The sequence below is a fragment of the Pseudomonas sp. 22189 genome, from assembly GCF_052045635.1.
Lineage (GTDB): Bacteria > Pseudomonadota > Gammaproteobacteria > Pseudomonadales > Pseudomonadaceae > Aquipseudomonas > Aquipseudomonas parakoreensis.
The window spans coordinates 131,569-156,899 of sequence record NZ_JBQEPG010000004.1 but is presented as its reverse complement, the minus strand read 5'-3'; the positions used below and the strand labels follow the sequence as shown (position 1 = coordinate 156,899).

The following is a 25,331-nucleotide window of genomic DNA, read 5'->3' as shown; positions in this document are numbered from 1 at the left end:
GACAGCTCCTACAGGGGTCATTGGTGATCAGGGAGCCGCGGGCAGCAGGAACCGCGCAATCACCGGCAGATGATCGGAAATGCGCAAGGTATCGTCCTGGCGCACGTTCGCTTCGACCCGTTTGATTTTCGGGCTGTAGAACAGGTAGTCGACGGTGCGATCCGGACCGTTGAGGCCGGGGTCGTTGGGGTAGTGGGTCAGCCAGTGGGCGCGGTCGACGCCGCTGGCCTCGTTGTTGGTCGGGATCATCGGGTACTTGTCCCACAACAGATGCAGGGCGCTGTCGACGGAGTAGGGCGTGCGCTGTTCAGCGGGCAGGCGTTGATACTGGCCCAGCGGCAACAGGTTGAAATCGCCGCCGATCAGCCACGCCAGGCCTTGGCTCTCATACTTGTCGAGCACCTTGGCCACCGCCGTCACTTGCGCCTGCAAGGTCTCGTCGGGTTGGCTGGCGCGATCCAGATGGGTGTTGAATACCGTCAGTTGCCCGCCGTCACTCAGCGGCAGCTTGGTGGCGAGCAACGCATCCTTGGGTGCGAACTGTCGAGCGATGATATTCGCCGGCGGCACCGGTAATTGCAGGCGTTCGGCGTGTTCGATGCGGTAGCGGCTGAGGGTCGCCAATTGCCGGCCAACGCTGCCGAAAATGTGCGGGTCGGGAACGAAATCGGCCTTCCAGTCGAACGCGTGAGCGCTGCACGGGTAGAGGTCGGTGACCCGTTCCTGCAGCAACTTGAGCTGGTTCTGGTAATCACTGGCCTTGGCGCCGTCATCCAGTTCCTGCAGCAGCACCACGTCGGGCTGCTCGTCCCGGATCACCCGCGCCACCTCGTCGAGGCTGAAGGCCATGTCTTCCGGGGTTGGCGCTTCGTCGGTGCCTTGGGCGAGGTCGTTCCAGAACACGTAGCGCTTGCCCGCCAGGTACTGCACGTTCCAGGTCATGACTTTCAGTGCCTGCCCGGGCACCAGTGTCGGTGGGGTGCCGGTGCAGGTGACCGGCAAGGTTTCGCGCGCGCCGGGGCGCCAGGTCAGGCTGTAGATCAGCCCGCCGATCAGGGCGATGGCGAGCACGATCAACAATAGGGAGTAGCGCAGCAGACGGGGCATGGCTCGGCTTATCGCGTTACAAAAGTGCTTGCGAGCATACCCGACCGCAGACGCTTGGCCCAAGTCTCCTGAAGTCAGACTGCTCCGCTACGTTTGTCAGGCAATTCGCTGATCAGCATGAACAGACGGAACAGCACCACGCTGGTGAACAGCTGCAGGAAGCTGTGCGCACTGTCGATCATTACCGCGATCAGCGGATTCTGCGGGTCGGGGTAGGCCGCCAGGGTCGCGCCCTTGAGCAGCCACAACGGCCCCATCACACACAGAATGCACAGCAGGATCCGCCAGAAATGCCCGCGGGTCAGGCGCAGGCTTTCCTTCATCGCCTGCAACGGCCCCATACCGCGCAACACCAGCAGGTACTCACCAAATGCGAGCATGACCATCAGCATCAAGCCTGGCAGGAAATACAACGACAGCCCCAGCAGAATCAGCAAGGTATTGAGCGCCGTGAGCAGGGCGAAACGCGGCCACAGGCGCGCGGACATCGCCAGCAGATCGAGATTGCGCGGAGCTTCGCCGCGGGTGCGGGCGTCGAGGAACAGGATCAGCGCGGCGGTGTACAACGGATACACCAGCAGACCGACCACCACGCTGGCGGCGGAGAAACTGTCCGGGTCGGTGACATGGTCCACCACTTGCTGCAGCGCCGCCTCGAAGATCACCAGCGGCAGGCACAGCTGCACGATGCTGCTCAGGTGGCGTTTGAAAAAATACAGAGAGTCGCGCAGTACATCGAAGGCATTCATCAGTCGGTATCGCAGGTGGAAAACAGTGGCTCACTTTAACCGATGATGCGTGGGCCGACACAAACGTAAACATTCGGTAAAGGTCGTTGAAACATCCTGTCACTGCCTCCATTACAGAGGTGCGCCATGTCCGCAGTGGGCACGGGCAACGTTATCCCCGGCAATCTACGAGGTCGCCATGAACAGCGAAGAGCAAACCCTGATCGATGGACTGTTTTCCCGGCTGCAACAGGCCGAAACGGAGGCAGCCCCGCGCGACGCCCAGGCCGAGGCGCGGATCAAGGAACACCTGACCCGCCAGCCGGCGGCAGGTTATTTCATGACCCAGGCGATTCTGGTGCAAGAGGCGGCCATCAAGAGCCTCGACGAACAGAACAAGCTGCTGACCCAGCAAGTCCAGCAATTGCAGGCTGAACTGCAAGCGGCCAAGGCTCAGAGTGCGGCCCCGGCGCCAAGCGGCGGTGGCGGTTTCCTGTCGAGCATCTTCGGCGGCAGCAGCTCGCGTCCGGCGCCGACCCAGAGCGCTCCGGCCTCCACCGGCGGCTGGCGTGAACCGGCACCGCAACAGAACTATGCGGCGCCAGCGCCACAACAGAACTATGCCGCACCACCGCCCAATTACGCGCAGCAAGCCGCCCCGGCTGCGGGCAGCAGCTTCCTCGGCGGCGCCCTGAAAACCGCCGCTGGCGTGGCCGGTGGAGTGATGCTGGCACAGGGCATCAGCAGCCTGTTCCATCACAACCAGCAGCCTGAAGAAATCGTTGAAGTGATCAAGGAAGAGCCGGCGCAGGTGGCCGACCAGAGCGGCAATGACTGGGGCAATGACCAGCGTGTGGCCGATAACGGTTTCTCTGGCAATGACCAGGGCGGGTTTACCGACACGGACTACAGCGATGACAGCTCGTCGTTTTTCGATGACGACGATTCGTTTGTCTGACTGATCAGCCCGCCAGTATCAAACCTGTGGTGAGGGGATTTATCCCCGATGGAGTGCGCAGCAGTCCCATTTTCGGGGCCGCTGCGCTGCCCATCGGGGATAAATCCCCTCGCCACAGTCCACCATCCGTCTGGAGTGGTGGGTCGATTATTCGCGCCACCTTCCTGTGGACTGGCATACTGAGCGCCTTTTTCGGGCCAGGCGCCTGATCCCGCTTCGTGCGCTATGCGCTCACAGGAATCCCGGTGAAAAAAATCGCAGTGTTCGCCGACGTGCAGAACCTCTACTACACCGTGCGTCAGGCCTATGGTTGCCATTTCAACTACGCCGCGCTGTGGGCTGACATCAGCAAACAGGGGCAGATCGTCGAGGCCTATGCCTATGCCATCGACCGTGGCGACAGCAAGCAGCAGCAGTTTCAGCAGATCCTGCGCAACCTCGGCTTCACCGTGAAACTCAAACCCTACATCCAGCGCAGCGACGGCTCGGCCAAGGGCGACTGGGACGTGGGCATCACCCTCGACATCATGGACGCCGCCGACCACGTCGACGAAATCGTCCTGGCCTCCGGTGACGGCGACTTCGACATGCTGCTCGAACGCATCATCAGCAAGCACGGCGTACAGGCAGTCGCCTACGGCGTGCCCGGCTTGACCGCCAACTCGCTGATCCGCGCCGCCAGCCGTTACGTGCCGATCGAAGGCGCGTTGTTGCTGAAGAATTAAGCTGAAAAATTGATTTGAACGGAGTTGAACCCGGTTTGGAACGCATTGCAGTCATCGACTTTGAAACCACCGGCCTGTCGCCGAACAGCAGCTGTCGCGCCACGGAAATCGCCGTGGTCATGCTGGAAAACGGCCGTATCGTCGAGCGTTACCAGAGCCTTATGAATGCCGGCGTGCGCGTCCCGGCCTTCATCGAACAACTGACCGGCATCAGCAACGCCATGCTGCGTACCGCGCCTGCGGCGGAGCGGGTAATGGAAGAGGTCAACGAATTCGTCGGCTGCACGCCGCTGGTGGCGCACAACGCTTCGTTCGACCAGAAATTCTGGGACTTTGAACTGGGACGGATCAAACGCACCCGTCTGCAGAACTTCGCCTGTTCACTGCTGCTGGCCCGCCGCCTGATGCCCGCGGCACCCAATCACAAGCTCGGTACGCTCACCGCATTTGCGCGCCTGCCGCACACCGGCCAGGCGCACCGGGCCATGGCGGATGCCGAGATGGCGGCCAATCTGATGGCGCATCTGGCGCAAGAGCTGCGGCACAAGCATGGCGTGCGTGAGCTGAACCATGACTTGCTGTGCAAACTGCAGAAAGTCCCGGCGGCCAAAGTCAGCGAACACCTGCAGCGCTACCGCTGATCCCGAGACCAACACAGAACCTTTGTAGGAGCTGCCGAAGGCTGCGATCTTTTGATCTTGCTTTTAAAAGTCAAAGTCAAAAGATCGTCCGAACGCGGCCCGAACCTTCGGCAGCTCCTACAGTGGATTTGTGGTTGGCCCGAACTATTTGCCGTTGGCTTCTATATGGCTCAGCGGCACGCGCTTCTCGATTGCGCTGGACAACACGATCGAGGTCTTGCTGAAGCCAAACTTCGCCACGTGATTGATCAGTTCCTCCAGTTCGGTCATCGAGCCCACCGCGCCCTTCATCATCACGCATGGATCGCCGGTCACACGGAAGCATTCGGTCAGTTGCGGGATTTTCACCAGTTCGTCGTAGACCTTCTGGCTGCCGTTCTGGTGCAGGCGCAATTCGATCATGCACTGGATCGGCAAACCGATTTTCGACAGGTCGATGTTCGCCTGATACCCGGTGATCACGCCGGACGCCTCAAGCTTGGCCACCCGTTCGGCCACTGCCGGGGCGGACAGGTTCACCTTGCGTGCCAGATCGGCGTAGGACGCGCGACCGTTTTCCAACAGGGCGCTGAGCAGCATGCGGTCGTATTTGTCCAAGGCCGGACTCCTGAAAATGCCAGACTTTCGAAATCACGGCTTATCCCGTCGATCTCCGTTGTTTCAAAAGTGTACCGGCGCGATAAACAGGTTTTGTAACTTATTTTTGCTCACGGGCCTTTCTAGAATAATCCTCACCCTGTCTCTGACTGTCGAGCTGCCCATGCCTGCCTTGCGCCGTTTTTCCTTGCCGTTGATCGCCGCGTTTTTCGCGCTGTATGTGATTTGGGGATCGACCTATCTGGTAATCCGCCTCGGCGTCGAATACTGGCCGCCGCTGATGCTCGGCGGGGTGCGCTTCGTGATTGCCGGCAGCCTGATGTACGCCTTCCTGCGCTGGCGTGGCGCGCCGGCGCCGACCTGGGTGCAGTGGAAAGCGGCGGGGATCATCGGGATTCTGTTGCTCAGCTTCGGTAACGGCGCGGTCAGTGTCGCCGAGCACACGGGTGTGGCGTCCGGCGTGGCGGCACTGGCGGTGGCGACCGTGCCGTTGTTCACGTTGCTCTTCGGGTATTTCTGGGGCGCGCGCAATACGCGGCTGGAGTGGGCCGGGGTGGCGTTGGGGATCGTCGGCATTGCCATGCTCAACATGGGTTCCAACCTGCAATCGAGTCCGCTGGGCGCGGCGTTGCTGATTTTTGCGGCGGCGACCTGGGCCTTCGGCTCTGTGTGGAGCAAGCATCTGCCGCTGCCGCAAGGGGCGATGGCCAGTGCCGTGGAAATGCTGGTGGGCGGCGTGGTCCTGCTGATCGGCAGCGCGGTCAGCGGCGAACACCTGCAAGCCTTGCCACCGGTGGAAGGCTGGCTGGCCTTGGGGTATCTGATCTTCTTCGGCTCGATCATCGCCTTCAATTCCTACATGTACCTGCTCAAACACGTGCGTCCGGCGGCGGCCACCAGCTATGCCTACGTCAACCCGGCGGTGGCGGTGTTGCTGGGGATCGTGTTTGTCGGCGAGACCATCGGCATGGAAGAAGCGCTGGCGATGCTGGTGATCATCAGTGCCGTGGTGCTGATCGGTCTGCCGCAATGGCGGCGGCCGGCGCAGCCGCTGGTCGCGGAGCCGCCGAAGACCGCCGTTCCAGCAGAACCGCGTGTGAATTAGGGTAAACTGCGCGCCATTGCACCCTTGTTTTGCGCAACCGCGCTGATTTTTCCTACGGTACTCCCATGACTTTCGCCACCCTTGGCCTGATCGAACCCTTGCTGCGCTCCCTTGAGAAGCTCGGCTACCAGACCCCGACGCCGGTCCAGGCGCAAGCCATTCCGGCCGTGCTGGCCGGTCGCGACCTGATGGCTGCGGCCCAGACCGGTACCGGCAAGACCGCCGGTTTCGCTTTGCCGCTGCTGCAGTTGCTGGCCATGGAAGGGCCGAAAGTCACCGCCAACTCGGTGCGTGCGCTGATTCTGGTACCGACCCGCGAACTGGCCGAGCAGGTTCACGAATCCGTACGCCAGTACGCTGAAAACCTGCCGCTGCGCACTTACGCGGTGTATGGAGGTGTCAGCATTAACCCGCAGATGATGAAACTGCGCGGCGGCGTCGACCTGCTGGTGGCAACCCCGGGCCGTCTGCTCGACCTGTTCCGCCAGAACGCGTTGAAATTCAATCAGCTGCAAACCCTGGTGCTCGACGAAGCCGACCGCATGCTCGACCTGGGCTTTTCCGAAGAGCTGGCGAACATCTATCGCGCGCTGCCGAAGAAGCGCCAGACGTTGCTGTTCTCCGCGACCTTCTCCGATGACATCCGCCTGCTGGCCGGGCAGATGCTCAACGATCCGCTGAGCATCGAAGTCAGCCCGCGCAACGTCGCGGCCAACACCGTCAAGCAGTGGGTGGTGACGGTGGACAAGAAGCGCAAGCCGGAACTGTTCGTGCACCTGATGCGCAAGAACAAGTGGAAGCAGGTGCTGGTGTTCGCCAAGACCCGCAACGGCGTGGACGCGTTGGTGGAAAAACTCCAGGGCCTCGGTGTGAACGCCGACGGTATTCACGGCGACAAACCGCAGGCGACCCGTCAGCGCGCGCTGGATCGTTTCAAACTCAGTGAAGTGCAGATTCTGGTGGCGACCGACGTCGCGGCTCGGGGTCTGGATATCGAAGATTTGCCGCTGGTGGTCAACTTCGACCTGCCGATCGTGGCCGAGGATTACATCCATCGCATCGGTCGTACCGGCCGTGCCGGTGCAACGGGCGAGGCGATCTCGCTGGTGTGTGCCGATGAAGTGAACATGCTCTCGGCAATCGAGATGCTCACCCGTCAGACCTTGAAGCGCCAGAACGAGCCGGACTTCGAACCTGAGCACCGTGTGCCGGAGACCGATGCCAGCGGTCAGGTGATCAAGAAGCCGAAGAAACCGAAAAAGCCGAAGACCTCCGGTGGCGGTGGCGGCAAACGCAATCTGGGCAAGTGGGTCGACAGTGGCGACACCCAGGCGCCGGAGCCGTCGATCAAGCCTGTGCGTAAAGTGCCGGTGTTCAATACCGGGCCGCGCAAGCGCAAGCCTTGATGATGTGGCATCGCTAAGGACACCTTCGCTGGTACGTCGGGAATGCATTTCCCTGTAGGAGCTGCGGCACGCTGCGATCTTTTGATCTTGTTTTTAACGGTCAAAAGATCGCAGCCTCGTTTCACTCGGCAGCTCCTACAGGGATTTGTGCTGAAGCCACTCGAGCAAGCCGAACCCCGCCGCCCGCCCGCTGGCAAAACACCCGGTCAGCAGATAGCCGCCCGTCGGCGCTTCCCAATCCAGCATCTCCCCCGCGCAAAACACCCCCGGCAAGGCCTTGAGCATCAAGCGCTCATCCAGCGCCTCGAACGTCACGCCACCGGCACTGCTGATCGCTTCGTCCAGCGGACGGGTTTTCACCAGGGTCAACGGCAACGCCTTGATCGCCCGCGCCAGCAGCGCCGGATCATTGAAGGTTGCCGCGTCACTCAGCTCGCGCAACAACGCCGCTTTCACCCCATCAATCCCGACCTGACTATGCAGATGCTTGGCCATCGAGCGCGAGCCGCGCGGTTTGCTCAACGCTGCCTGCAATTTATCCACAGGCCGGCCGGGCAGCAGATCAATGTGCACCGTGGCTGAGCCGTGGGCGTTGATCGCCTCGCGGATCGGCGCTGACAACGCGTAGATCAGGCTGCCTTCAACGCCCGTTGCAGTGATCACGCATTCGCCCAGGCGCGGCACATCGTCGTTCAAACCGATGGCGACATTTTTCAGCGGTGCGCCGGCGAATTTGCTGACAAGGAACTCGCTCCAGGCCTGCACTTCGAAACCACAATTGCTCGGCTGTAACGGAGCCAGTCCTACGCCTTTTTGTTCCAGCGGCAGCATCCACGCGCCATCCGAACCCAGCCGCGACCAGCTGCCACCGCCGAGGGCGAGCAGGGTGGCGTCGGGTTTGACGGTGATTTCGCCATCGGGGCTGGCAATGCGCAGAGCGCCGTGTGCATCCCAGCCGAGCCAGCGATGGCGGGTGTGGATAACCACGCCACTGTCGCGCAGGCGCTTGAGCCAGGCGCGCAGCAACGGCGCGGCTTTCATGTCGGTGGGGAATACCCGGCCGGAGCTGCCGATAAAGGTCTCGATGCCCAGCTCATGAATCCAGCGGCACAACGCGTCGGCGTCGAAGCCGCGCAGCAACGGCGCGACCTGCGGTGCGCGGTCGGCGTAGCGCGCGAGGAACGCCGGGTAAGGCTCGGAGTGAGTGATGTTCATGCCGCCGACCCCGGCCAGCAGGAATTTGCGCCCCACCGAGGGCATGCCGTCGTACAAATCGACGCGCACGCCGGCCTGGCTCAGCACTTCGGCGGCCATCAGGCCGGCGGGGCCACCGCCAATGATGGCGACGTGAGCGGGGAGGGGGGCGGAGGTCTGGGTCATGGCGTGCGCTGCGGTATGGCGGGATAAGGCGCGCATTCTAACAGCCGGGATCCGTGTAGGAGCTGCCGCAGGCTGCGATCTTTTGATCTTGGCCTTGAGAAAACAAAGATCAAAAGATCGCAGCCTGCGGCAGCTCCTACAGGGGGATCGACGGTAAATCTGGTGGCCTGGTTAAAAAACAACCATCGCGCTGTACACCGTGTTCGCTGCGGGCTGTAGTCCCTTTCGCTCAGGTTATCCACAGGCCGTTCCACAGCCATTGTGGGTAACGCAGCACAGCTCAGTGACAACCGTGTGACGTCCAGACCCGTTGCGCGCTGTGATGCAGGATGCCGTGGCGGCGGGCGAGGGCGTGGCGATCCTTGCTGTAGCCACCGCCGATCACGCCAACCACCGGGATGTCGCGGCCCAGGCAATGGCGCATCACGCTTTCATCGCGGGCGGCGACGCCTTCGTCTGTCAGCTGCAGATAACCGAGGGCGTCGTCCTTGTGCACATCGACCCCGGCGTCGTACAGCACCAGGTCCGGTTGATACAGCGGCAGCAGGTAGTTGAGTGTGTCATCCACCACCTTCAGGTAGTCGCCATCGCCCATGCCTTTAGGCAGCGGAATGTCCCAATCGCTTTCGGCCTTGCGTGCCGGAAAATTCTTTTCACAGTGCAGGGAAACGGTGATCGCCTCCGGCGTGTCGTGGAGGATGCGTGCGGTGCCATCACCCTGATGCACGTCGCAATCAAAGATCAGCACCCGGTTCACCCGGCCGCTTTGCAGCAGGTAATGGCTGATGATCGCCAGGTCATTGAAAATGCAGAAGCCGGCCGGGTAATCGTAGTGGGCATGATGGGTGCCGCCGGCGAGGTGACAGGCCAGACCATGCTCCAGGGCTTTTTCTGCCGCCAGAATTGAACCGCCGACCGCCCGCACCGTACGCCGCGCCAGCGCTTCGTTCCAGGGCAAGCCAAGGCGCCGCTGGTCTTCGCGGGACAACTCGCCGCTCATGTAGCGTTCGATATAGCGACGGTCATGGGCCAGGGCGAGGATGTCGTTGGGGCAGATCTCGGGGCGCAGCAGGTCGGCGTCGCGGGTCAGGCCGCTGTCGACCAGGTGGTCGCGCAGCAAACGGAACTTGTCCATCGGAAAGCGGTGATCCGCCGGAAACTCGGGACTGTAGTCTTCGTGGTAGATCAACGGCAGTGGCATGGCGACTTCATGTAGGAACGATGGAAAGAGTGAACGATCCTACCAGCGATGTAGACTTGCGGCATGGAAACGGAGGGGCATGATGGAGCCGATACTGCAACTGGAAAGTGCGCGATTGCTGATGCGCCAATGGCAGGACGAGGATTTGCCGGCATTTGCGGCGATGTGTGCCGATCCGCAGGTCATGCGTTACTTTCCACAGCCCTTGAGCCGCCTGGAAAGTGCTTCGCTCATTGGTCGGGTGCGCGGCCATTTTGCCGAACACGGCTTCGGATTATGGGCGCTGGAGCGCAAGGACAGCGGCGAGTTCATCGGTTTCACCGGTCTGGGTGTGGTCGGTTTCGATGCCCCGTTCACGCCAGCGGTGGAAATTGGCTGGCGCCTGGCCCGCGAGCATTGGGGGCTGGGCTACGCCAGTGAAGCGGCATGGACCGCTCTGCGTTGCGGCTTTGACCGGTTGTCGCTGAAGGAAATCGTGTCCTTCACCGCCCAAAGCAATCTGCCCTCGGAGAAAGTCATGCAAGCGATTGGCATGCAGCACGATCCGGCCGATGATTTCGATCACCCCAAAGTTGCCGTCGATCACCCGTTGCGCCGGCATGTGTTGTACCGGATTACCAGGGAGCAATGGCTGCAAACCCTGCATGGCTAAGCCGACACGGACGTTTACAATGGCGCGACAATGGCTCGCGCCAGAACCTGAATGGGCCGCCGCAGCCAAGACTGCGCGGCATAGCGTTGTGTGAGGAGAGTCTGAATGAGCCAAGTGTTGGAAGATCTGGTCGACCTGCTGACCCTGGAGCCGATCGAGGAAAATTTGTTCCGTGGCCGCAGCCAGGACCTGGGTTTCCGTCAGTTGTTCGGTGGGCAGGTGCTCGGCCAGTCGCTGTCGGCGGCCAGTCAGACGGTTGAAGAGGCGCGCCATGTGCATTCGATGCACGGTTATTTCCTGCGCCCCGGCGACGCCAAATTGCCAGTGGTGTACTCGGTGGATCGCGTGCGTGATGGCGGCAGCTTCAGCACCCGGCGGGTCACCGCGATCCAGAAGGGCCACCCGATTTTTACCTGCAGCGCGTCGTTTCAGTACGACGAGGCAGGCTTCGAGCACCAGAGCCAGATGCCGGTGGTGGTCGGTCCGGAAAACCTGCCGTCGGAGCTGGAACTGACCCAGCAGCGCGCGCACCTGATCCCGGAACACATGCGCGAAAAACTGCTGTGCCCGAAACCGATCGAAGTACGCCCGGTCACCGAAAAGGACCCGTACAACCCGCAGCCGGCCGATCCGGTGAAGTACGTGTGGTTCCGTGCTGATGGCGCGCTGGCGGATATTCCGGCGCTGCACAAATACCTGCTGGCCTACGCCTCGGACTTCGGTCTGCTGACCACTTCGATGCTGCCCCACGGCAAGTCGGTCTGGCAGAAAGACATGCAGGTCGCCAGCCTCGATCACGCACTGTGGTTCCACAATGATCTGCGCGCCGATGACTGGCTGCTCTACGCGATGGACAGCCCGTGGGCCGGTAATTCCCGTGGGTTCTCCCGTGGCAGCGTGTACAACCGCGCCGGGCAACTGGTGGCGTCGGTGACCCAGGAAGGCCTGATTCGTCACCGCAAGGACTGGGCATGAGCCTGAGCGATGTGAAGCACTGGGTGTTCGACATGGACGGCACGCTGACCGTCGCCGTGCATGACTTTGCGGCGATCCGCGTGGCGCTGGCGATTCCGCCCGAGGACGACATTCTCACCCACCTCGCGGCGCTGCCGGCCGACGAAGCGGCGGCGAAACATGCCTGGCTGCTGGAGCATGAGCGCGATCTGGCGCTGGGTTCGAAACCGGCTGCCGGTGCGGTGGAGTTGGTGCGCGATCTGCACGGGCGGGGCTATCGCCTGGGCATCCTGACGCGCAACGCGCGGGAGCTGGCGCATGTGACGCTCGAAGCCATCGGTCTGGCCGACTGCTTCGCTGTGGACGATGTGCTGGGCCGCGATGAAGCACCGCCGAAGCCGCATCCCGGCGGGTTGCTGAAACTGGCCGAGGCCTGGAACGTGCCGGCGCGCGAGATGGTGATGGTCGGGGATTACCGCTTTGATCTGGATTGCGGGCGGGCGGCCGGGGCGCGGACGGTGCTGGTGAATCTGCCGGACAACCCGTGGCCGGAGCTGACCGACTGGCATGCGCAGGATTGTGTCGAGTTGCGGCGGATGCTTTTGGCCTGAGTTCTTTAGCGCCTGAAAGGGCCCCATCGCGGGCAAGCNATTTGAAATGCATTCCCCTGTGGGAGCGGGCTTGCCCGCGATGAGGCCAGAACGGCCAGCGCAAGAATTACTGATCAAACAGCGCTTTCTGCCCCTCCGGCGACGTCAACATCCCATCGCCGTTATGCCCGACCCCTGGCACTTCAACCAGCCGCTGATTCACCCCTTCCGGATGCCGGCGCAGCAGGTAGCCGAAAAACAGTTTGCCGCGTTCCAGTCGATACGCGCCCTGGGCTTCGGCGGCGCAGCTCTTGTCCAGCGCCGGATGCTGCGGGTCGGTGTCCTGCTGACCGAGCAGATAAATCACCTCGCGCTTGATGTAACTGCTTTCAAGCTGCAACGGCGTTTGCCCGCCGGCGTACACCGGCATGTCGCTCAGGCCGTACTTCCAGCGATTAAACCCAAGGCACTGTGCGTGATCGAAGGCCACTGGCCGCTGTTCGTTGAAATACGCGTATGACGACGGGTTGGCCACCACGTACCGCAGGCGAATGCCGTTGGCCTTCAGCGCCGGTTGATCCTTTGCCAGCAGGGCATAACGCTGCACCACTTGGCCACCACCCGAGTGGCCGAAAATCACAATCTGTTTCACATCCGGAAACTGCTTGCGGTCGCTGACCCGGGCGACGATTTCATCCAGCGCGGCGTAGGAACTCAGCGGATTCGGCCCTGTGGATAACCCGCCGCCCATCCACTCGTTGCCTTTCCAGCGCAGCAACGTGTTGGGCAGCGAGTACAGGGCGACGTCGCTTTCATTGAGAAACTGCGGCGCGATCACCAGCGTGTGCGCAGTTTGTCCGGCCAATTCCGTGGCGTGCTCGGCACTCTTGCGGTAGGTTTCGGCGTTGCGCAGACGGCCGTGAATGACGATCAGCACCCGCTCGATTTTTTCCGGTGCGGGGCTGATGCCCACGGCCATTTCGCCGGCCTTGAGTTGCAGACGCCCGGAGCTGATGGCATCGACGCCCGCCGCGTGTGCGCTGCCGCCGATGATCAGTAACGCCAAAAGCCATTTGTGCATTTACAGGTTTTTCGCCGCGAAGGTATCGCACTGGCCGACCTGGCCCTGGGCGAATCCGGTTTTGAACCAGCGCACCCTTTGCGCTGACGTGCCATGGGTAAACGAGTCCGGCACCACTCGACCCTGACCCTGTTGTTGCAGGCGATCATCACCGATGGCGTTGGCCGCGTTCAAGGCCTCTTCGACGTCACCCGGTTCCAGCCAGTTCAGGCGCTGCTGCGCATGGTAGGCCCAGACGCCAGCCAGGCAGTCAGCCTGCAATTCCTGACGCACCAGCAAACCGCCGTCGCCCTGCATCTGCCGCCCCTGCTGCCGGGCTGCCTGAATTTTCGCCGAGACGCCGAGCAGCGTCTGCACATGGTGGCCGACTTCGTGCGCGATCACGTAGGCCTGGGCGAAGTCGCCGGCAGCCTTGAAGCGCTGGGCCATTTCCTGGAAGAAGGCCATGTCCAGATAGACTTTCTGATCCGCCGGGCAATAGAACGGGCCGGTCGCCGAAGTCGCCAGACCGCAGGCGGAATTCACCCGGTTGCTGAACAGCACCAAAGTCGGGTCCTTATATTGGCGGCCGGCCTGCTGGAAAATCGCGCCCCAGGTGTCTTCGGTATCGCCGAGGATCGAACGCACGAATTCGGCCTGCTGGTCGTTGGCCGGTGGCGCCTGACGGGTTTGCGTCGAGGCCGGTGCCGATTGTTCGGTCATTTGCCCGGTGAGCTGGCCGAGGATCTGCAGCGGGTCCTGCCCGGTGATCCAGCCGATGCCGACGATCAGCAGGATCGCTCCGAGGCTCAGGCCTTTGCCACCACCGAAACGCATGCCGCCGCCACCGCCGCTATCATCGCCACGGGCATCGACGACGTTGTCACTGCGTCGGCCTTTTTTCCATAGCATGTGGGAATCCTCTATCTGTACGTGGTGATGAGTGTTGCTGGTGTGTGAGTGTGGCGCCAGTCCGGTCGTCCGTCCATTGGCGCACACGCAAGCAGGCCCGGCCTCGGGTGACGAGGGCGGGCCTGTTATTGACGAGCGTGTGCGCGACTAATTCAATCCGTTGGCGGATTTCTCCTTTCGCACTGTGCGTCAGCGATCGAAGGCGTCCCACACCGGGGCGAAATCCGGGCTGACCTGACGCTGATTTTTCGGCAGTGCGGCGATCAGTGCGCGGTCTTCAGCGTCCAGTTCAACCTGCAGTGAAGCCAGGTTCGCCAGTTGATTGGCCCGGCTGCTGGCTTTGGGAATCGCTGCCACGTTGTTCTGATCCAGCAGCCATTTCAACGCCACCTGAGTCGGCAGCACGCCGTGTTTTTCGGCAATCTGCTGAATCTGTGGAATCTCCGAGACCTTGTTGCGCGCCAATGGCGTGTAGGCCGTCAGTGCCAAATCGTGTTGGCGGGCATAGTCGAGCAGGGCGTTTTGTCCGAGCAAGACGTGGTACTCGACCTGGATCGCTGACAGAGGGATGGCGTATTCCTCGACGACTTTGCGCAGCAGCGGCAGCGGAAAATTCGCCACGCCGATGTTGCGAGCCAGACCTTGCTCCTTGAAGGATGCGAGGGTTTCAATCGTGCGCGGCAAGTCCCAGTCAATGCTCGGCCAATGGATCATGAACAGGTCGACATACTCACTGCGCAAAGCCTTGAGGCTTCGTTCCATCGAGTGGCGCATGGCGTCGGGTTGCAACTGGTCCCACCAGACCTTGGTGGTGACATGAATCTGCTCGCGGGGTGTCGGTGTATTCGCCAATGCTTGTCCGACCGCGTCTTCGTTGTTGTAGGCCGCTGCCGTGTCGATGTGCCGGTAGCCGAGTTCCAGTGCTTGCTCGACGGCACGGGTGCATTCGTCGCCGAGCATCGGCCAGGTGCCGAGGCCGAGTTTCGGCATGTTCAAACCTTGGGCGTTAACGATGTGCTGCATGGTCGATCTCCTGTTCGAAAGCAGTGATGCCGGCGATATGCCGGGCGGCGATGTAGCCGAACGTCAGCGCCGGGCCGAGGTTGATCCCGCCTGCCGGATAGTGCCCGCCCATGATGCTGGCCATGTCGCCACCGGCGGCGTAGAGCCCGGCGATGGGCCGGGCATGGGCGTCGAGCACTTGCGCCTGCGGGTTGACCTTGAGCCCGGCAAAGGTGCCGAAGCAGCCCGGTTGCACTTTCACGGCATAGAAGGGGCCGGCCTCTATTGGGGCAACGCAGGGGTTGGGAAGGTTCGCCGGATCGCCCTGTTTGCGGTTGTAGGGCGTTGCACCGCGACCGAACAACGGGTCTTCGCCAAGGCGCGCATGCGAGTTGTAGTGATCAACAGTGCGGCGCAACCCGCCAGGATCGATACCGCAGGCGCTGGCCAATTCTTCAAGGGTGTTGCCGGTTTTCAGATAGCCGCTGCGGATAAATCCTGACAGCGGAACGGGAAAGGGCCGCGACATGCCCAGGCCATAACGCCGTTGAAAGGCGCGGCTGCAGATCAGCCACGAGGCGACTTCCTCGCCTTCCAGGGTGGCGGCAACCATGGCGCTGACGTAGTCGAAGTAACCATTGGCTTCATTGACGAAACGCTGGCCGTTGCGCAGTACGCCGATGATTCCCGGTTTGCCGCGTTCGATGATGTGCGGGAAATGGCCGATGCTGCCGTCGGCATGGGGCACTTGCGAGACCGGCGCCCAGGCCACGGGCGACGCCACGTCGGTGTTGACCGTGGCACCGACGCTTTCGCCCAGACGCAGGCCATCGCCGTTGACCGCCAGCGGTGGCAGTGCCCAGTGTTCATGACCTGTGGGCGTGCGCGGAAACAAGGCCTTGCGCCGCTCGATGTCATTGGCGAACCCGCCGGCGGCCAGCACCACGGCTTTGCGTGCATGGACGCGGATCGGGCCTTTTGCGCTGTTGACCACGGCGCCGCAAACCCTTGATTCATCGCGCAGCAGTTCGCTCACCGGCGCCGACTCCCATAACAGGACGCCAAGGTCCTCGGCGGATTTCGCCAGCCTTGCGACCAGCGCCACCCCGTTGACCAGTTGCATGGCCCGGCCGTGTACCGCCAGATCCAGCAAGTGTCGGGTAAAACGACGGGTTACATGCCAAGCCGCTTTCAGCGAACGGGTGAGATTGAGGAACGCCGAAAGGTCGGCGCCGGCCATGATCGGCATGCCCATGAAGGACGTTTCGCGCATCGTTGTACGCAGGCGCTTGAGCAGGCGTCCGACTTGTCGTCCGTCGTAAGGCGCCGCGATGACCGAGCGCCCGCCCGTGCCAGCGCCCGGCGTATCGCCATGGATGTCGGCGATGGCGTTGCCGTCGGCAAATTGCAAAGCACTGTGCTGTTCGAAAAACGCGACCATGTGTGGTCCGGCAGTGAGGAAGGCGTCGACCATGGCCGGGTCGTAATGCTCACCGAGTTCGTGGCGCAGGTAAGTGCGCGGTCGCTCGACGTCTTCGACGATGCCGGCGCGTCGGGCCAGCGGATTGCACGGTACCCATGCCCAGCCGCCGGACCACGCGGTAGCACCGCCGAACACCGGATCTTTTTCAACCACGATGACCTTCAGACCGTGCCATGCGGCAGTGACCGCTGTGGATAAACCGGCGGCACCGGAGCCGACGACCAGAACGTCGCAGTCGATTTCGGGAAGTTCGGCAGGCATCAGGCAAAGCTCCGCAACTGGGTTTATTGGAATTAGATTCCAGAAATTAACCAATGAAGTGCAGCTGCAACAAGGCATGGTTCAGTAAAGTGGGCGGTTATCGCACGGCCAGTTCCGGATTTCGCTTTGTCTCGGATGTCTTTTAGAATCGGCGAAATTTCATTTGGATCTTCCCATGGCCGGCAGTCAGATCGAACGGGTTTTCAGTGTGCTGGAAAGCCTCACCAGTGAGCCGCGCGGGCTGCCGATGCAGACCCTGGCCGAGCAACTGGACATCCCGAAAAGTGCCACCCACCGCATGCTCGCGGAGCTGATTCGGCTGGGCTACGTGCGACAGAATGCCGAGACTTTGCGCTATCACCTGTCGACCAAACTGGTGGCGATGGGGTTTCAGTACCTGTCGAGCAGCGGTGCCGACATCGTGCAACCGGTGCTGGATCGACTGGCTCAGGAAACCGGTGAGCTGGTGCGTCTGGGGGTGATCGATGGCGAGCGCCAGACCTGGATCGCCAAGGCGCAGGGCGCCCGGACGGGCCTGCGTTATGACCCGGACATGGGCCGCGACGCGCCGTTGTTCTACACCGCTTCCGGGCACGCGTGGCTGGCCTGCATGAGCGATGCCGAGGCGTTGTCGCTGGTCGAGCGCCAGGGCGCGGAAGTGCCGGTGGGCATTGGGCCGAATGCGCCGCGCTCCAATATCGAGTTGCTCGAGCGCCTGCGGCTGGCGCGGGAGCAGGGTTATGCCTGCGTCGAGGAAAGTTCGGCGGTGGGCACTTCGGCGATTGCCGCGGTGGTCAAGCATCCCGTTGACGGACGGGTGATCGGCGTACTGAGCATCGCCGGGCCAAGCGCACGGATGCCCGGCGCGCGGCTGCATGAATTGGCGCCGTTGCTGATGAAGTTCACCGAGGAGTTGTCGGCGGCGAGTCTGGCGTCCGAATTGTTTGTCTGACCCGCGCCGATCTTTGTAGGAGCTGCCGAAGGCTGCGATCTTTTGACGTTGTTTTTCAGATCAAGAGCAAAAGATCGCAGCCGGCGGCAGCTCCTACAGGTTGAGCGTCGTGTACGAAGTTGTGCGGTGTTCGCACGGATTTTCCATTAGCGGGTGTTTGATTATGGAACTCGATTCTAAATTGTTACTGGAGTGACATTTCCAACAACAATCACAAGAGGATCGCGCCTTGACTCCGCCCCTTCGTATCGCCCTGATCGGCGCCGGCAACATGGGCCAGCAGCATTACCAGCACTTGCAAACCCTCGATGAAGCCCGGTTGTGTGCAGTGGCCGATCCCGGCCCGCAGGCTCCCGCGCTGGCGGCGCAGTGGGGCGTGGCGAATTTCGCCGATCACCGGCAGATGCTGGAGCAGGTGAGGCCCGACGCGGTGATCGTGGCCAACCCGAATAATCAGCACGTCAGCACGGCGCTGGATTGCCTCGCCGCTGGCGTGCCGGTGCTGTTGGAGAAACCGGTGGGCGTGAACAGGGATGAGGTGCGCAAACTGGTGGCGGCGGTCAAACGCAGCGGCGTGCCGGTGCTGGTCGGCCATCATCGGCGGCACAATCCGTTGATCGTGCGTGCCCACCAATTGCTGCGCAGCGGCGCGCTCGGGCGGCTGACCATGGTTACTGCGCTGTTCCAGTTACGCAAACCCGACCGTTATTTCGAGGTCCCGTGGCGCCGTGAGCCGGGCGCGGGCCTGTTGCTGACCAACCTGATTCACGACCTCGATCTGCTGCGTCACCTGTGCGGGGAGGTGCAGTCGGTACAGGCCGTCACCGACAACGCGGTGCGGGGTTTTGCCAACGAAGACAGCGTCGCGGTGTTACTGCAATTTGCCGGCGGTGCACTGGGCACGCTGAGCGGTTCCGATGCGGTCGCCGCGCCATGGAGCTGGGAGCTGAATTCCGCAGAGAACCCGGTTTACCCGCGTCAGGCCGATCAGCCGTGTTATTTGCTGGCGGGCACTGCCGGAGCGTTAAGCATTCCGCAACTCAAGCGTTGGCATTACGCTGCCGATCAAGTCGATGCCGGTTGGCACGAACCGCTGATCGCGCTGCAAGAACCGTGTGAGGGCGGGGACGCGTTGCGTTTGCAGCTGCAACATTTTGTGCAGGTCGCGCGGCGTGAAGTCGAACCCTTAGTCAGTGCCGCCGATGCCGCGCGAACCCTGGCACTGGTCGAGGCGATTCGTGAAGCGGCGGCCAGCGGCCGTGCCTGTTCCCCGGCAGCGGTCGAGGCTTGAGCATGAACGAACGAATCCTGTCCCTGGCCAGTCTCACCGTGCTCGAATTGTCGCCACCGCAAATGGTCGAGGTCGCGGCGCGTGCCGGTTACAGCCATGTCGGCCTGCGCCTGGAACCGGCGACGGCGGAGGAATATCACTTTCCGCTGGTGGCTGATGGTGATCTGCGGCGTCAGACGTTGAGGCGTTTGCGCGACACTGGCATCGCGGTGCTCGATGTGGAAATCCTGCGCCTGAAACCGCACACCGTGGTCGCCGATTTCGAGAAGCTGCTGGCCGTCGGCGCGGAGTTTGGCGCCAGTGAATTACTCATCGCCGGCAATGATCCTGACGAGCAACGGCTCACCGACAACTTTGCCGCGCTGTGTGATCTGGCGGCGCCTTACGGTTTGCATCCGCATCTGGAGTTCATGCCCTGGACCGATGCGTGCAACCTCGAACAGGCGTTGCGCATCGTTGCCAATGCCGACCGGGAAAATGCCGCGGTGCTGGTCGATGCCTTTCATTTCGATCGCTCCGGCTCACGGCTGGAGGATCTGGCCAGCGTCGCACCGGCGCGCCTGCGTTATGCGCAATTGTGCGATGTGGCGGGGCCGAGACCGGCGGACATGGCCGAGATCTTGCGTCAGGCTCGCAACGAGCGGCGGTTTCCCGGCGAGGGCGATTGCGACCTGCACGGTTTGTTGCGCAGTCTGCCAGCTAATATTCCCCTGAGCCTGGAGATCCCCACGGTAAAACTGCTGGAGCAGGGCGTCAGCGGATTGCAACGAGCGCAGATGGCGCTCGACAGGACGCGGGAATTGTTGGCGCAGTTGTAAGTCAGTGTGGGTGGCGGGGCGCCAGCGTCCCCACCACTGTTTATTTTTCCTTCAGAGATATCCAATGACCGTCAGCACCCCGCTCTCCGGTGTCAACCAACCCTTCAAGGGGATCTTGCTGATTGTCGTGGCGACCTTCCTGTTTTCCAGCCACGATGCGCTGTCGAAATACCTCTCGGGTTTCTACCCGATCGTCATGGTGGTATGGGCGCGGTATCTGGTGCACACCTTGCTGATGGCGGGGATCTTCCTGCCACAATCGGGGCTTCGGGTGTTGCGTACCAAACGGCCGTTGTGGCAGTTGGCGCGGGCGCTGTGTCTGCTCGGCACCAGTCTGTTTTTCACCACGGCGCTGCTGTATATCCCGCTGGCCGAGGCCACGGCGGTCAACTTTCTCGCGCCGGTGCTGGTGACGGCATTGTCGGTGCCGTTGCTCAAGGAACGGGTAACGCGCGGGCAATGGATTGCGGTGATCTGTGGATTCATCGGCGTGCTGATCATCGTTCACCCGGGCGGTGAATTGTTCACTCCAGCGGTGCTGCTGCCGTTCTGCTCGGCGTTGTTTTTCTGCTTCTATCAACTGCTGACGCGCAAGCTCAGTGAGGTCGATAGCCCGACCACCAGCAACTTCTTCGCCGGTCTGTGCAACACGCTGGTGATGAGTGCACTGGTGCCGTTCTTCTGGCAGGTGCCGACGTTGACGCACGCCGCACTGATGCTGGCGCTGGGCAGTTGCGGGATGACCGCGCACCTGTTTCTGACCCAGGCGTTTCGGCACGCCGCGCCGGCATTGCTGGCGCCGTTCGGTTACTGTCAGATCGTGTTTGCCGGGCTGTTGGGCTGGGTGGTGTTCAATCACACGCCAAGCCTGTTGACGGTGATCGGCATTGTGGTGATCTGTTGCAGCGGCCTGGCGGCGGCGTGGCAGCAGAGCCGTAGGTGAAAAGAACTCAGCTTTTTGCCGAACACAAAACCCTGTAGGAGCTGCGGCACGCTGCGATCTTTTGATCTTTAAAANCAAAAGATCGCAGCGTGCCGCAGCTCCTACAGGGTAGGCCGGTTACTCGGTGACGTCAGGAATCTTGCGCGGGGCCATGAAGTACATCCAGGTCAGCGCAATGAAGTACATCGCCGGGATCAGCGTGAACAGCACCGTGTAGTTGTTGTTGGTGACGGTCAGAATGTGGCCGACGATCTGGGTCATGAACATCCCGCCAATCGCTGCGCACATGCCGCCGAAACCGAACACCGTGCTCATCATGTGCTTGGGCGTGTAGTCCATCACCAGGCTCCAGATATTCGCGGTCCAGGCCTGATGCGCGCCGATCGCCAGGGAGATTGCCGCGACGGCGACCCACAGATTGCTCGAACCGGCGGCCATGATCACGCCGATGATGCAGCAGGCGAACAGGAACATCGACAGCAGTCGCGCCTTGATCGAGTTCATGCCGCGACCGATCAGGAACGAAGACAGAATGCCGCCACCGATGCTGCCGAAGTCGGCCGTCACGTAGATGATGATCAGCGGAATACCCATCTGGGTCACGTTGATGCCCAGGTTGTATTGCTGGTTGAGAAACGGCGGCAACCAATACAGGTAGAACCAGAACACCGGCGCGGTCAGCGAATAGGCGAGGGCGAACGCCCAGGTGCCGCGCATGCGCAGGATGCGTGAGAACGGGACGCGGGCCTGTTCCGGTTCGACTTCTTTCTGGATGTATTCCAGCTCCGACTGTTTGACGCTCGGATGGTCTTCCGGGTTGAAGTATTTCAAGCCCCAGAACAGCAGCCAGATCCCGCCCAGTGCCGACATGCACAGGAACGCTGCCTGCCAGCCCCAGACGTGGAGAATCAGCGGCAGCAGCATCGGCGTGAACATGGCGCCGACGTTGGTCCCGGCGTTGAAGATGCCGGTGGCCACCGCGCGTTCGCCGGCCGGGAACCACAGGCGCGTGGTTTTCACGCAGGCCGGGTAGTTGGCCGCTTCGGTCAGGCCGAGGATAAACCGGCAGACCATGAAGCCGACGGCCGACGTCGCCAGGCCGTGGGCGCCGGTGGCGAGGCTCCAGAGCAGCACCGCGCAGAAGAACACGCGCTTCACGCCGACCCGGTCGATCAGGCGTCCCTGCAGGACGAAGCCGATCGCGTAGCCGACCTGAAACCAGAAGTTGATGTTGGCGTAATCCATCGCCGTCCAGCTCATTTCTTTGGCAAGAATGGGCTGCATGACGCCGAGGGCGGCGCGGTCGATGTAGTTCAGGGTCGTGGCGAAAAACACCAGCGCCAGCATGCCCCAACGGGTCTTGCCGACGGCCATGGCGCCGCGGATCTTGTCGCCGATGCCACCCGTGGCAGTGCTCATGGCCGGAGCCATGCGGGAAGTCTGTGAAGGAATCATTGTTCCACCCGTTTTTGAATTTGTTATGTGGTGTTGTTTGCACGCACTGCGACCGAAGGTTCATATCCGGACTCAATGTGGAGTCGATGGTGGGCAGTGGACGAAAAATCGTCAATTCGTCGAAACGCCATAGTGTTCGATAATCGCACGCAAAACTAACCGGCTGGTACACTTTAAATTGCTGTGCGCAGTCATGCAGCCAATAATTTCCCAACGATAAAAAACATCCTGTGTAGGAGCTGCCGAAGGCTGCGATCTTTTGAATTTGCTTTTCAGGACCAGGATCAAAAGATCGCAGCCTTCGGCAGCTCCTACCTTAAAGATAAGCGCGGCGAAGTCCGGGAGTAGAAACATGCAGCGTTCCATTGCCACCGTTTCCCTGAGCGGCACCCTGCCGGAAAAGCTCGAAGCCATTGCCGCCGCCGGGTTCGACGGCGTCGAGATTTTCGAGAACGATCTTCTGTATTACGACGGCAGTCCGCGGGAAATCAGGCAGATGTGCGCTGACCTGGGGATCGCCATCACGCTGTTCCAGCCGTTCCGCGATTTCGAAGGTTGCCGGCGTGATCGGCTGGCGCGCAATCTGGAGCGGGCCGAGCGCAAATTCGACCTGATGCAGGAACTGGGCACCGACCTGGTGCTGGTCTGCAGCAACGCCTCGGCAGACAGCGTCGGCGACCGGCAGATTCTGGTCGATGACCTGCGCCTGCTGGCCGAACGGGCCGGCGCGCGCGGGGTGCGTATCGGCTATGAAGCGCTGGCCTGGGGCAGGCACGTCAATACGTATCAACAGGTCTGGGACATCGTCCGTCAGGCCGATCATCCGGCGCTTGGCGTGCTGCTCGACAGCTTTCACACCTTGTCGTTGAAAGGCGATCCAAGCGCGATCGCCGACATTCCCGGCGACAAGATCTTCTTCGTGCAAATGGCCGACGCGCCGATCCTCGCCATGGATGTGCTGGAGTGGAGCCGGCATTTCCGCTGCTTCCCGGGGCAGGGTGAGTTCGATCTGCCCGGCTTCCTCGCACCGATCATCCAGAGCGGTTACACCGGTCCGTTGTCGCTGGAAATTTTCAACGACGGCTTCCGTGCCGCGCCACCACGAGCGAATGCCGCCGATGGTCTGCGTTCGCTGTTGTACCTGGAAGAGAAGACCCGTCAGCGGCTGGAGCAGCAACCGACGCCGGTGGCCAACCGCGAGATCCTCTTCGAAACGCCGCCGGCCAGCGAGTACAACGGCATCGAGTTTCTCGAGTTCGCCGTCGACGAAAGCCTCGGCGCCAAACTGAGCAATTGGCTGGAGCGCCTGGGCTTCGTCAAGGCCGGGCAGCATCGCTCCAAGAGCGTGAGCCTGCTGCGTCAGGGCGATATCAACCTGATCCTCAACGCCGAACCGTATTCGTTCGGCCACAGTTTCTTTGAGGCGCACGGCCCGTCGCTGTGCGCCACCGCCGTGCGGGTCAAGGACAGCGCTAGCGCCCTGGCCCGCGCCGTCGCCTACAAGGGCCAGCCCTATCGCGGCCTGGTCGGCCCCAACGAACTGGAACTGGCCGCGGTGCGTGCACCGGACGGCAGCCTGATTTATCTGGTGGATGAAGCGGCGGATGTCTATGGCACCGACTTCAATCTGCTGCCGAACGCTCAGGCCCGTGGCGGCCTCAAGCGCATCGATCACATGGCCATGGCGTTGCCGGCCGACAGCCTCGACAGTTGGGTGCTGTTCTACAAGAGCCTGCTGGATTTCGAGGCCGACGATGAAGTGGTGCTGCCCGATCCGTACGGGCTGGTGAAGAGCCGCGCGTTGCGCAGCCGCGACAGTTCGATCCGCTTGCCGCTGAATATCTCGGAGAACCGCAACACCGCGATTTCTCACGCACTGTCGAGTTATCGCGGTTCCGGTGTGCATCACATCGCCTTCGATTGTGACGACATCTTCGCTGAAGTCAGCCGCGCCAAAGAGGCTGGCGTGCCGTTGCTGGATATTCCGCTCAACTATTACGACGACCTCGCTGCGCGCTTCGATTTCGACGACGAATTCCTCAGCGAACTGGCGTACTACAACGTGCTCTACGACCGCGATGCCCAGGGCGGTGAGTTGTTCCACGTCTATACCGAGCCGTTCGAGGGACGCTTCTTCTTCGAGATCATCCAGCGTAAAAGCGGCTATGCCGGTTATGGTGCGGCGAACGTCGCGGTACGTCTGGCGGCGATGGCCAAATCACGCAGCGGCGCGGTGCGCCAGGCGAAGTTGTAGGAATTTCGTAAACGCGGGATTAAACACGGGCCGCGTGGCTTCCTTCACTGTGCAGCGCGGCCCATAATCGCCCACCTGTGCAGTGATGGCCGTGAGCCCGCAATGACAATGACTTCAGAACTCCCCGCCGCCTCCGTCGTATCCGGCATCGAGCCGCGCAAGAGTCGCAAGAACAACCCGGAAAAGACCCGCGAGAACATCCTGCAGGAGGCGATCGTCGAGTTCGTCCAGCAGGGTTTGTCCGGTGCCCGAGTTGACGCGATCGCCGAGCGTATCCATACCTCCAAACGCATGATCTATTACTACTTCGGCAGTAAGGAGCAGTTGTACGTCGAGGTGCTGGAGAAGCTTTACGGCGATATCCGCAGCACCGAAAACCGCCTGCACCTGGCCGAGTTGCCGCCGGTGGTGGCGATCCGCCGACTGGTGGAGTTCACCTTCGACCACCATGACCGCAACGTCGATTTCGTGCGCATCGTCTGCATCGAAAACATCCACAACGCCGAATTCGTGAAGCGTTCGGACGCGATCAAGGCGATGAACAATACGATCCTCGATTCGCTGGGCGAGATTTTGCGCCGCGGTGCTGAAGAAGGGGTGTTCCGCGCCGGGCTCGACGCGCTGGATGTGCACTTGCTGATCAGCTCGTTCTGCTTCTACCGCGTCTCGAACCGCCACACCTTCGGTGAGATCTTTCAGATCGACCTGCCGGACGAAAGCATCAAGCAGCGTCATCGCGAGATGATCTGCGAGTCGGTGTTGCGCTACTTGCAGCCGTGACAAGCAAAAGATCGCAGCCTTCGGCAGCTCCTACACAAGGCCCTGTAGGAGCTGCCGAAGGCTGCGATCTTTTGAT

The 25,331-nt window shown here is 61.8% G+C and carries 24 protein-coding genes; 14 read left to right on the top strand and 10 right to left on the bottom strand.

The features are described from left to right. Window positions 1-27: 27 nt before the first annotated feature. On the bottom strand, window positions 28-1,107 hold the full coding sequence (locus ACTJKS_RS05550; RefSeq protein WP_108183882.1) for an endonuclease/exonuclease/phosphatase family protein: 1,080 nt from the start codon (window positions 1,105-1,107) through the stop codon (window positions 28-30). A 74-nt stretch (window positions 1,108-1,181) separates the two neighbouring features. Next, on the bottom strand, window positions 1,182-1,856 hold the full coding sequence (locus ACTJKS_RS05545) for a YciC family protein (protein ID WP_262948113.1): 675 nt from the start codon (window positions 1,854-1,856) through the stop codon (window positions 1,182-1,184). 178 nt (window positions 1,857-2,034) lie between these two features. Here ACTJKS_RS05545 and ACTJKS_RS05540 point away from each other — a divergent pair, with 178 nt between their 5' ends. From ACTJKS_RS05540 to ACTJKS_RS05530, 3 genes are all read left to right on the top strand, one after another. After that, entirely contained in the window at window positions 2,035-2,793 is a 759-nt protein-coding gene (locus tag ACTJKS_RS05540; protein ID WP_145598324.1) for a DUF2076 domain-containing protein, read from the top strand. 245 nt (window positions 2,794-3,038) lie between these two features. Then, complete coding sequence (locus tag ACTJKS_RS05535; protein ID WP_007963710.1) at window positions 3,039-3,518, top strand: LabA-like NYN domain-containing protein; 480 nt, start codon at window positions 3,039-3,041, stop codon at window positions 3,516-3,518. Between the two features lie 35 nt (window positions 3,519-3,553). Beyond that, entirely contained in the window at window positions 3,554-4,159 is a 606-nt protein-coding gene (locus tag ACTJKS_RS05530) for a 3'-5' exonuclease (RefSeq protein WP_041065131.1), read from the top strand. Between the two features lie 144 nt (window positions 4,160-4,303). On the opposite strand, the gene ACTJKS_RS05525 is transcribed toward ACTJKS_RS05530, so the two are convergent. Next, window positions 4,304-4,756: an Lrp/AsnC family transcriptional regulator gene (locus ACTJKS_RS05525; RefSeq protein WP_041065134.1), complete on the bottom strand. Its 453-nt coding sequence runs from the start codon at window positions 4,754-4,756 to the stop codon at window positions 4,304-4,306. A 163-nt stretch (window positions 4,757-4,919) separates the two neighbouring features. Between ACTJKS_RS05525 and yedA the strand changes: the two genes are divergently transcribed. Beyond that, entirely contained in the window at window positions 4,920-5,861 is a 942-nt protein-coding gene (gene yedA, locus ACTJKS_RS05520) for a drug/metabolite exporter YedA (protein ID WP_198760371.1), read from the top strand. 65 nt (window positions 5,862-5,926) lie between these two features. Beyond that, entirely contained in the window at window positions 5,927-7,267 is a 1,341-nt protein-coding gene (locus ACTJKS_RS05515) for a DEAD/DEAH box helicase (RefSeq protein ID WP_041065140.1), read from the top strand. Between the two features lie 135 nt (window positions 7,268-7,402). Here the strand turns inward: ACTJKS_RS05515 and ACTJKS_RS05510 are convergent, their stop codons facing one another. Beyond that, the gene (locus tag ACTJKS_RS05510) at window positions 7,403-8,647 is read right to left on the bottom strand and encodes a TIGR03862 family flavoprotein (protein WP_108184436.1); all 1,245 of its coding nucleotides are present in this window, start codon (window positions 8,645-8,647) and stop codon (window positions 7,403-7,405) included. Window positions 8,648-8,927: 280 nt separating this feature from the next. Then, window positions 8,928-9,848, bottom strand: a complete 921-nt coding sequence (locus tag ACTJKS_RS05505) for a histone deacetylase family protein (protein ID WP_047296732.1) — start codon at window positions 9,846-9,848, stop codon at window positions 8,928-8,930. A gap of 82 nt (window positions 9,849-9,930) precedes the next feature. Between ACTJKS_RS05505 and ACTJKS_RS05500 the strand changes: the two genes are divergently transcribed. The 3 genes from ACTJKS_RS05500 to ACTJKS_RS05490 all read left to right on the top strand — a co-directional run bounded on the left by ACTJKS_RS05500 (window position 9,931) and on the right by ACTJKS_RS05490 (window position 12,065). Further along, window positions 9,931-10,500: a GNAT family N-acetyltransferase gene (locus ACTJKS_RS05500; RefSeq protein ID WP_041065149.1), complete on the top strand. Its 570-nt coding sequence runs from the start codon at window positions 9,931-9,933 to the stop codon at window positions 10,498-10,500. 105 nt (window positions 10,501-10,605) lie between these two features. Then, window positions 10,606-11,475, top strand: coding sequence for an acyl-CoA thioesterase II (gene tesB, locus ACTJKS_RS05495; protein WP_003228466.1), 870 nt, complete (start codon window positions 10,606-10,608; stop codon window positions 11,473-11,475). Further along, window positions 11,472-12,065 carry an HAD family hydrolase gene (locus ACTJKS_RS05490; protein WP_262948112.1) on the top strand — a complete coding sequence of 198 codons (594 nt, stop codon included), beginning with the start codon at window positions 11,472-11,474 and terminating at the stop codon, window positions 12,063-12,065. The genes tesB and ACTJKS_RS05490 overlap by 4 nt, the downstream gene beginning before the upstream one ends. 106 nt (window positions 12,066-12,171) lie before the next feature. Here ACTJKS_RS05490 and ACTJKS_RS05485 read toward each other — a convergent pair whose 3' ends face one another. The 4 genes from ACTJKS_RS05485 to ACTJKS_RS05470 all read right to left on the bottom strand — a co-directional run bounded on the left by ACTJKS_RS05485 (window position 12,172) and on the right by ACTJKS_RS05470 (window position 16,762). Beyond that, window positions 12,172-13,125 carry an alpha/beta fold hydrolase gene (locus tag ACTJKS_RS05485; RefSeq protein ID WP_041065155.1) on the bottom strand — a complete coding sequence of 318 codons (954 nt, stop codon included), beginning with the start codon at window positions 13,123-13,125 and terminating at the stop codon, window positions 12,172-12,174. Then, on the bottom strand, window positions 13,126-14,016 hold the full coding sequence (gene ypfJ / locus ACTJKS_RS05480) for a KPN_02809 family neutral zinc metallopeptidase (protein ID WP_047296725.1): 891 nt from the start codon (window positions 14,014-14,016) through the stop codon (window positions 13,126-13,128). 189 nt (window positions 14,017-14,205) lie between these two features. After that, window positions 14,206-15,039 (bottom strand): aldo/keto reductase, encoded by an 834-nt coding sequence (locus tag ACTJKS_RS05475; protein ID WP_262948111.1) that lies wholly within the window; start codon window positions 15,037-15,039, stop codon window positions 14,206-14,208. Beyond that, window positions 15,023-16,762 carry an FAD-dependent oxidoreductase gene (locus ACTJKS_RS05470; protein ID WP_262948110.1) on the bottom strand — a complete coding sequence of 580 codons (1,740 nt, stop codon included), beginning with the start codon at window positions 16,760-16,762 and terminating at the stop codon, window positions 15,023-15,025. The genes ACTJKS_RS05475 and ACTJKS_RS05470 overlap by 17 nt, the downstream gene beginning before the upstream one ends. Before the next feature lie 175 nt (window positions 16,763-16,937). On the opposite strand from ACTJKS_RS05470, the gene ACTJKS_RS05465 reads away from it, so the two are divergent. The 4 genes from ACTJKS_RS05465 (at window position 16,938) to ACTJKS_RS05450 (ending at window position 20,766) form a co-directional block, all read left to right on the top strand. Continuing rightward, on the top strand, window positions 16,938-17,714 hold the full coding sequence (locus ACTJKS_RS05465) for an IclR family transcriptional regulator (RefSeq protein ID WP_262948109.1): 777 nt from the start codon (window positions 16,938-16,940) through the stop codon (window positions 17,712-17,714). A 229-nt stretch (window positions 17,715-17,943) separates the two neighbouring features. Then, window positions 17,944-19,005, top strand: coding sequence for a Gfo/Idh/MocA family protein (locus ACTJKS_RS05460; protein ID WP_108183872.1), 1,062 nt, complete (start codon window positions 17,944-17,946; stop codon window positions 19,003-19,005). 2 nt (window positions 19,006-19,007) lie between these two features. Continuing rightward, window positions 19,008-19,823 (top strand): sugar phosphate isomerase/epimerase family protein, encoded by an 816-nt coding sequence (locus tag ACTJKS_RS05455; RefSeq protein WP_108183871.1) that lies wholly within the window; start codon window positions 19,008-19,010, stop codon window positions 19,821-19,823. A 64-nt stretch (window positions 19,824-19,887) separates the two neighbouring features. Then, window positions 19,888-20,766 carry a DMT family transporter gene (locus ACTJKS_RS05450; protein ID WP_047296716.1) on the top strand — a complete coding sequence of 293 codons (879 nt, stop codon included), beginning with the start codon at window positions 19,888-19,890 and terminating at the stop codon, window positions 20,764-20,766. A gap of 117 nt (window positions 20,767-20,883) precedes the next feature. Here the strand turns inward: ACTJKS_RS05450 and ACTJKS_RS05445 are convergent, their stop codons facing one another. Continuing rightward, window positions 20,884-22,221 carry an MFS transporter gene (locus ACTJKS_RS05445; RefSeq protein ID WP_108183870.1) on the bottom strand — a complete coding sequence of 446 codons (1,338 nt, stop codon included), beginning with the start codon at window positions 22,219-22,221 and terminating at the stop codon, window positions 20,884-20,886. Window positions 22,222-22,573: 352 nt separating this feature from the next. On the opposite strand from ACTJKS_RS05445, the gene quiC reads away from it, so the two are divergent. Together quiC and ACTJKS_RS05435 are read left to right on the top strand one after the other, a co-directional pair. Then, the gene (gene quiC / locus ACTJKS_RS05440; protein ID WP_262948108.1) at window positions 22,574-24,475 is read left to right on the top strand and encodes a 3-dehydroshikimate dehydratase QuiC; all 1,902 of its coding nucleotides are present in this window, start codon (window positions 22,574-22,576) and stop codon (window positions 24,473-24,475) included. Between the two features lie 102 nt (window positions 24,476-24,577). Continuing rightward, window positions 24,578-25,255 carry a TetR family transcriptional regulator gene (locus ACTJKS_RS05435; RefSeq protein WP_041065184.1) on the top strand — a complete coding sequence of 226 codons (678 nt, stop codon included), beginning with the start codon at window positions 24,578-24,580 and terminating at the stop codon, window positions 25,253-25,255. The last annotated feature ends 76 nt before the right edge of the window (window positions 25,256-25,331 follow it).